At 36.6% G+C, this 5,696-nt stretch carries 6 protein-coding genes and 1 tRNA gene; 4 read left to right on the top strand and 3 right to left on the bottom strand.

The window, feature by feature from the left end:
- Together JML65_RS23630 and JML65_RS23625 are read left to right on the top strand one after the other, a co-directional pair.
- Positions 1 to 357 (top strand): GIY-YIG nuclease family protein (locus JML65_RS23630; protein ID WP_237390979.1); only part of this gene is annotated, 357 nt, incomplete at its 5' end.
- Positions 358 to 442: 85 nt separating this feature from the next.
- Positions 443 to 718, top strand: coding sequence for a GIY-YIG nuclease family protein (locus JML65_RS23625; protein WP_202272586.1), 276 nt, complete (start codon positions 443 to 445; stop codon positions 716 to 718).
- Between the two features lie 227 nt (positions 719 to 945).
- Here the strand turns inward: JML65_RS23625 and JML65_RS23620 are convergent, their stop codons facing one another.
- Together JML65_RS23620 and JML65_RS23615 are read right to left on the bottom strand one after the other, a co-directional pair.
- Positions 946 to 1,857, bottom strand: coding sequence for an alpha/beta hydrolase (locus JML65_RS23620; RefSeq protein ID WP_202272584.1), 912 nt, complete (start codon positions 1,855 to 1,857; stop codon positions 946 to 948).
- A 63-nt stretch (positions 1,858 to 1,920) separates the two neighbouring features.
- Complete coding sequence (locus JML65_RS23615; RefSeq protein WP_202272582.1) at positions 1,921 to 2,769, bottom strand: helix-turn-helix transcriptional regulator; 849 nt, start codon at positions 2,767 to 2,769, stop codon at positions 1,921 to 1,923.
- A gap of 226 nt (positions 2,770 to 2,995) precedes the next feature.
- Here JML65_RS23615 and JML65_RS23610 point away from each other — a divergent pair, with 226 nt between their 5' ends.
- Positions 2,996 to 4,447: a serine hydrolase gene (locus JML65_RS23610; protein WP_202272580.1), complete on the top strand. Its 1,452-nt coding sequence runs from the start codon at positions 2,996 to 2,998 to the stop codon at positions 4,445 to 4,447.
- A gap of 164 nt (positions 4,448 to 4,611) precedes the next feature.
- Here the strand turns inward: JML65_RS23610 and JML65_RS23605 are convergent, their stop codons facing one another.
- A complete protein-coding gene (locus JML65_RS23605) occupies positions 4,612 to 5,136 on the bottom strand; it encodes a thermonuclease family protein (protein ID WP_202272578.1) in 525 nt (174 codons plus the stop codon).
- A 439-nt stretch (positions 5,137 to 5,575) separates the two neighbouring features.
- Between JML65_RS23605 and JML65_RS23600 the strand changes: the two genes are divergently transcribed.
- Positions 5,576 to 5,650: transfer RNA gene (locus JML65_RS23600), tRNA-Pro, on the top strand.
- Positions 5,651 to 5,696: the final 46 nt, after the last annotated feature.

Genomic DNA, 5,696 nt, shown 5'->3' with positions numbered 1-5,696 from the left:
GACGGTCAAAGGTTCGAATCCTTTCGCGCTCACAACGAACTCACAATTTTTATTGTGAGTTTTTTGTTTTATATTAGTTTCATGTGTTGCTGCTGCTATATACTTTATTCTCAATCCTTAGAAAAATATTACATTGGCCATTCTTGTGAAGATATACAGGAAAGGCTAAGAAAACATCTGTCTGAACATAAAGGATTTACAGCAAAAGCCAAAGACTGGATGATCGTTTATCATGAAGTTTTTGATTCTAAATCTGCTGCATACAAAAGAGAACGAGAAATAATGGCTTGGAAAAGCAAATCTAAAATACAAACACTCATTAATCAAGCTGACAATATAGAGCATCCCGATTTGTAATAGGGACGGTCAAAGGTTCGAATCCTTTCGCGCTCACAACGAACTCACAATTTTTATTGTGAGTTTTTTGTTTTATATTAGTTTCATGTGTTGCTGCTGCTATATACTTTATTCTCAATCCTTAGAAAAATATTACATTGGCCATTCTTGTGAAGATATACAGGAAAGGCTAAGAAAACATCTGTCTGAACATAAAGGATTTACAGCAAAAGCCAAAGACTGGATGATCGTTTATCATGAAGTTTTTGATTCTAAATCTGCTGCATACAAAAGAGAACGAGAAATAATGGCTTGGAAAAGCAAATCTAAAATACAAACACTCATTAATCAAGCTGACAATATAGAGCATCCCGATTTGTAATAGGGACGGTCAAAGGTTCGAAGCCTTTCGCGCTCACAACGAACTCACAATTTTTATTGTGAGTTTTTTGTTTTATATTAGTTTCATGTGTTGCTGCTACCTACTTTATTCTCAATCCTTAGAAAAATATTACATTGGTCATTCTTGTGAAGATATACTGGAAAGGCTAGATTACTTCATGTAAAAATTATCAATCAATAGCTATTTCCAAGTAGTAAGAAGCCATCTTAGTCTATTGGCGTATTTAAAAAATATTTTGAAAACCAATCAACGGCAGCATTCGATGCGGTGTCAAAATATTGCAGATAAGGTGTAAAGTGTCCCCCTGGAATAGTGATCAAACCTTTGGGCTGTAATGCATCTTCATAAGCTTTCATCGACAGATCGGTCGGGGTCACCTCATCATTTAATGCAACAACAAACAAAACGGGTACAGGACTTATCCGGGATACATAGATCCCCGGTTCATACATACGGGTGTATTCGGTGGTCCGTAGCGTTACTTCGTTGCGAAAGGTTGGTGACAGCTTCAATGCTCCTGTATAATAGGCTTCAGCATCTGACATTGGATAAAGCGGGTTTTCTGAAGCCTCTCCAACAATTGTTTTCATCATTGGTTCCCTTCCCTGTAAACGGTTTAACCTATCTTGTTTTATATTTTCCTGACGATCATGTTCCTGTCCGGCAGACATTCTCCTCAATCCGGATGTAAACCCACTAATGGTAGGTACCTGAGAGACTACGCACTTTACCCTGCTATCTGTTGCTGCAGTTACCAGGACATGTCCACCTGAAAAACTGGTTCCCCATATTCCGATTTTTTCAATATCCACTTCAGCTTGTGTACTGACAAAAGTGATACTGTTTTTATAATCATCAATTTGCATAAAGGGATTAACCTCCTGACGCGGCAATCCTTCACTTTCCCCAAGATTTCTATAATCAAAGAGGATAACTACAAATCCATTTTCTGCAAACCTCTCTGCAAATTTATCAATATACGCTTCTTTGGTAAGGCCAAATCCATGAGCCATCACGATAGCCGGACATCTTCCTTCTTTTTCCGGTGTATACTTTAAAGCGGCTATCTTTACCCCTTCACTTAGGTAGTATACTTTTTCTGTTTTGTATTTGTACATTTTAAGGTATTATTACACCGCAAAGTTAGAAGGAAAGAAACAGATTGGTTTGTCTTAAAAGACCTAAGGTTTGTCGATTTGGTTCACTGCCGACAGGTTACGAAAAGCGGAAGGCGTGATGCCATATAGTCGTTTAAATGATTTATCGAGATGGGATAATGATTCAAAACCAGTTTCATCCGCTATTTCAGACATATTTTTATCGGTATTCACAAGGTAGAAACGGACATCAGTCAGTTTACGGGAAAGAATCCATTTTGCAGGAGAGCATTGAAATTTACTTTTAAAATCTCTTTTAAACTTGGACAAGCTGCGATTGGAAAAATAAGCTAATTGGCTGATGCTGTAATTCTCTTTGTACAACTTTTCCATCAAACTTCTCAAATCACTGCTTTGTTGAATGATACTGGTAAAAAAGTGTTGGGTTTGCGGATATTTTTTCAAAAGAAGGTGCGTCAGTTCCACAACCTTTAGCTCCATGATGAGAGCATCATTTTCATTTTCAAGAATGTAATTACAATATTGTACCACAAAGCTATTGATCATCTTATCCGTCCCCACGATCATTATATCTTGGTTTACAATACCTGATTGAGAAGGATCTATATTATCAAACAATCTTGAATGTTTAATAAAGGTATCTGCAAAGTATATGACAATTGCTTCGAAGGTACCATCTTCCGCAAGATATTCTGTCATTTTGTGAACGCCTTTTTTTAATATTAAAAGCAGTTGATTGTTTATTTCTAAAATATCCCCATCCTGAACTATTACCTTTTTACCTTTCAGAACAAATACAAAAGCATTTTCCTGCATCAATATAAATTGCTTGGTAGAGACGATATTTGTTTTCCATTTAGCGAACAACAGCTTATCATCTTTTAATATCTTTTCCTGCGGAAATGTTTTCATTCTATCTGTTACGTTTTTAGAAATACAATATTGCTATCATTCATTGATAATATACGCAAAGTACTTTAACGAATATACAAAATGTATATAAAGTATCCGATAACTGCTTCACGTAAGGTCACCTATCTGAAGATCCCATAAAGCAAGGTAATGATATACTAGTGTTAACTGTATTACATCGATGTAATAGATTTCATTCCACAATAGTCTTATATATAAATTAAAAATGAAGATCTACCTTTTATGTATTGTGGTACTCCTCTCGCAATATTCTTTTGCCCAGAATACCATTTCCAATATTGATATAATCATTAACAGGGAAATGAAAGAAAAACAGATTCCGGGATTACAAATCGCCATAGTTCAAAATGGAAAACTGGTTTTAAATAAATCATATGGTATTGCCAATGTGCAGGATAATATACCGGTCACAAACAGCACAGTTTTTCCTATTAATTCCTGTACAAAGGTATTTACTGCTGTAGCGGTTATGCAGCTGGCAGAACAGGGGAAAGTTGATCTGTCCGCCCCTATAGGCAAATATCTCGATCATCTCCCTGCAGAATGGCAAACAGTAACTATTGAGCAGCTGCTCACCCATATTTCAGGCTTTCCGGACATCCAAAAACTATTTGATCCCATTACAGGTAATATTGGTGTGCTGAAAACTGAAGAAGCCGTCTGGGAGAAGCTCAAATCCCTTCCGATGGATTTTAAAACCGGGGAACAATTCAGTTATAATCAGACCAATTATTATTTACTGGGCAAAATCATTGAAAAAGTAAGTGGACAGTCTTTTGCTACCTTTTTCAATGAAAAGCAATTCAAGGTAGTGGATATGAAGCATACGATATTTGGTGATTCCAGAGATGTTATATCTCATTATGCTCCCACTTATCATTATAAAACCAATCTGGACGGGCAGAAACTCAATACAGAAAAATTAACGAATGGCTATTATGAATTTCCTGATTTCACCAGAACGGCAGCAAGTCTTAACAGTACAGCAGAAGATATAGCCCATTGGATCATAGCATTACAAAAAGGAAAGCTTTTGAAAAATGCCGCAACAATAGACAAAATGTGGTTACCGGCAAAATTTAATAATGGAACACCAACCAACTGGACACGAGGCTGGGGATTGGCAAAGCTTCGTTCAATGCATAAGGCCGTAGGGATGTCTGGAGGGAGCAGGGCTGCATTTTTGGTATATCCGGATGATGGTTTGGCCGTTATTGTCCTTACCAATTTGGGAGGCAGTTATCCGGAAGATTTTTTAGAAGAACTTGCCGGCGTTTACAATCCGGATATTGTTAAGGCTGATCCCATAACTTATCTTAGAATAAACCTAAGAAAAACGGGTTTTACCAAAGCTATTGAATTAGTAGATACCGAAAAGAAAAAGAATCCTGATTTTAATCCGAATGAATTTGAACTCAATGAGTGGGCATACCGATTGATGGCAAAAAAACAACTTAAAGAAGCCTTAGAAATTTTCAAGCTCAATATACATCTGTTTCCTGAGAGCTGGAATGCATATGATAGTTATGGTGAAATACTATTAAAAACTGAACAAAAAGATCAGGCTATCAAGATGTATCAAAAATCAATAGAGCTAAATCCTGATAATAAGAATGGAAAAAATATACTAGAGCAACTATCCAGACCTCTACCCTAGCCCCGACAGGAACGGTTACCCCGCAACATGCTATGCTTTTTAGGTGAGGCGTGAGGAGTATGAGTGGATAGCGGGATAAAGCTCCTTATATTTTTTTATATAGAACTGCTATATGTATTAAAAAAGCCTATGAATCAGAAATTCTTAGGCTTTTTACATTATTTTCAGGCAGCTTCTTTAGGTTTTATTTTAGTTTGGGAAGCTTCATATTTTCTGTTTTTCGATTCTTCGCGTTTCATTTTTCTGTATTCCCAGGGAGCCATAGCACGGTTATCCTGCCAAAGACCAACTTTTTTCTGTTGCGCACGATCCTGCAGCTCCCCCAAAGTAGCATCCTTCGAATAGGAAAAATACCACCATCCGAAACCTGCTTTTATCAGTTCTTTTGAAAGGTATTTACCGTTGTCATAATACACTTTGGCAATAGAACGTCCGTAACGGTCCGTATTGGTTTCTACAAAATTAACAGTCTTTCCAAACACCTGATCTGAGGTAAATTGTCTTGCATTTTTACCAAAAGGCTGTCCTTTCTCCGGACAGTCCACCTCAGCGAGCCGAAGTTTTTTTTGCTGATTTCCTTTTAGAAGTATTGTGATGGTATCTCCATCTGAAATTTTTATTACTTTTCCACTGTTTTGAGAAAAACTAAATAGTGGAAAAAAGAGGCATGCCCATATCAATCGTTTCATGAAGTAAAGATAAGAATTAAGAACTCTGAAAACCTATAATTCATCGCATTTTGAGCGTTTTTTCCAGAAAAAAATTCCCAGATTTAATCCTGAAGTTATTTTTCATACCCAGGCAAAGAACCAGGATTTATAAAACACCACTATTCTGAAGGATTTTTCTGATGCCAGGGGCTATATTTCTTATAACTCCATTTTTAAGTATATCCAATTTTTCTATTGGTCAAAGTGATTTAAGTCACACAACGAAGGGGAAAATATAAAAAAAAACAGTTTTTTTTCAATCAATATAACTCAATGGTTATTAGTAATCTAAAATAAATAAAAAAGTGAGCGTAAAAATTAATGAAAATTTATCCTTCATTTTATTTTTTTATTTGAGAAAGTATTGTACCTTTGCAACCGCAAAAACGAAGTAAAATTCGTTATGATGACTATCAATCGGGGCGTAGCGTAGTCCGGTCATCGCGCCTGGTTTGGGACCAGGAGGTCGCAGGTTCGAATCCTGCCGCCCCGACTTTTTAAAATCAAGGGTGCGTAGCTCAGCTGGATAGAGCATCTGC

It is taken from the genome of Chryseobacterium sp. KMC2 (assembly GCF_016756935.1).
GTDB lineage: Bacteria > Bacteroidota > Bacteroidia > Flavobacteriales > Weeksellaceae > Chryseobacterium > Chryseobacterium rhizosphaerae.
This window is presented reverse-complemented; position numbering and strand designations above follow the sequence as displayed.

Excerpts from the sequence above, each read along its gene's own strand:
- JML65_RS23620 (WP_202272584.1), bottom strand. The coding sequence starts at position 1,857 with ATGTACAAATACAAAACAGAAAAAGTATACTACCTAAGTGAAGGGGTA.
- JML65_RS23605 (WP_202272578.1), bottom strand. The coding sequence starts at position 5,136 with ATGAAACGATTGATATGGGCATGCCTCTTTTTTCCACTATTTAGTTTT.
- JML65_RS23625 (WP_202272586.1), top strand. The coding sequence starts at position 443 with ATGTGTTGCTGCTGCTATATACTTTATTCTCAATCCTTAGAAAAATAT.
- JML65_RS23615 (WP_202272582.1), bottom strand. The coding sequence starts at position 2,769 with ATGAAAACATTTCCGCAGGAAAAGATATTAAAAGATGATAAGCTGTTG.
- JML65_RS23610 (WP_202272580.1), top strand. The coding sequence starts at position 2,996 with ATGAAGATCTACCTTTTATGTATTGTGGTACTCCTCTCGCAATATTCT.